Genomic DNA, 1,038 nt, shown 5'->3' with positions numbered 1-1,038 from the left:
GCCGTAGCGAGCGCGAGGACAAGAAACTCTGGCATCAGCGCTGGCGAACCCACGAGCGCACCGCGCTGGCCAGCGCGTCGCCGGAAGCTCTATGCGCCCATCTGCCTCTACTGGAAAACCAGGTCAGCAACGTCTGGTCGATGGGTAAGGATGGCCGCTCCTACTGGCCCATCAAGCGCCAGGCCGCCACGGCGGATCGCATTGCCAACCACAAGGGACGCAATCCGCAAGAGCGCGCCTCCCTGAAAAAGCGTCTGCTGCGCAAGTGGATGAGCAAATGAACCTGTCCACCATCGAGGCGCTGGCTATCGCTTGGGCGCGAATCGCTGAAGAAGCAGAACTCCCAGCCGGCTACGAGGGCACGGCGACGCCAGAGGCGCATCGGGCCTGCGAGGTGATCCAGGAGCGGATTCGAGAGCACGTCGTCGCCACCAATGACATGCGGCTGTTCGGCCTGCTGCACCTGCTTGGGCAGGCGTCGCTGCGCATGGAGCAAGCGCTGTGGCCGGAAGAATATGCGCGGATGACCCGCGAGGTCGAGGAAGCTCTCCGAGAGGCCGACGACCCCAACGCCAAGTCGTACACCCACGAAGAAGTCATGCAGGCGATGCAGGAACGCATCGACCGAGCGCGAGACAAAGCCATGTTGATCGGCTGACGGAAATTTCGGCGGTTCCGGCTGATCCAAGAATCTTGGCGTGACCTTACCTCCGCTCTACCGCTGGGTGCCAGCCTCGGCGCACGCCTAACCACCCAACTCAGAAAGGAAAATAAGTTGGTAAAACGCATTCCCGTATCCGAGCTTCGTCTCGGCATGTACATCCACAAGCTCGCCGGCTCTTGGGTTCGACACCCATTCTGGCGCGGCAGCTTCCTGCTGACCGAGCCTCAGGATCTCTCTGCCATTCGAGAATGTGGCGTCGGGGAGGTCTGGGTCGACTTGGCCAAAAGCCAAGTCGACCCAGAGAGCCCAGAGAGCCCAGAGAGCCCAGAGAGCCCAGAGCCCAGAGCCCAGAGCCCAGAGCCCAGAGCCCAGAG

The 1,038-nt window shown here is 62.3% G+C and carries 3 protein-coding genes; all 3 read left to right on the top strand.

Features of this window, described 5'->3' with window-relative positions; all coding sequences use genetic code 11:
* Positions 1 to 281: hypothetical protein (locus GHO32_RS26070; RefSeq protein ID WP_153443110.1), on the top strand; the 281-nt coding region annotated here is incomplete at its 5' end.
* Positions 278 to 658, top strand: coding sequence for a hypothetical protein (locus tag GHO32_RS26065; RefSeq protein WP_001054412.1), 381 nt, complete (start codon positions 278 to 280; stop codon positions 656 to 658). The genes GHO32_RS26070 and GHO32_RS26065, both read left to right, overlap by 4 nt.
* 156 nt (positions 659 to 814) lie before the next feature.
* Positions 815 to 1,038: DUF3391 domain-containing protein (locus tag GHO32_RS26060; RefSeq protein ID WP_256678636.1), on the top strand; the 224-nt coding region annotated here is incomplete at its 3' end.

Source organism: Pseudomonas sp. FSL R10-2189, assembly GCF_009600325.1.
Taxonomy (GTDB): domain Bacteria; phylum Pseudomonadota; class Gammaproteobacteria; order Pseudomonadales; family Pseudomonadaceae; genus Aquipseudomonas; species Aquipseudomonas helleri.
Note: the sequence above shows the minus strand (reverse complement) of the source record. Positions and strands in the feature narration are given on the sequence as shown.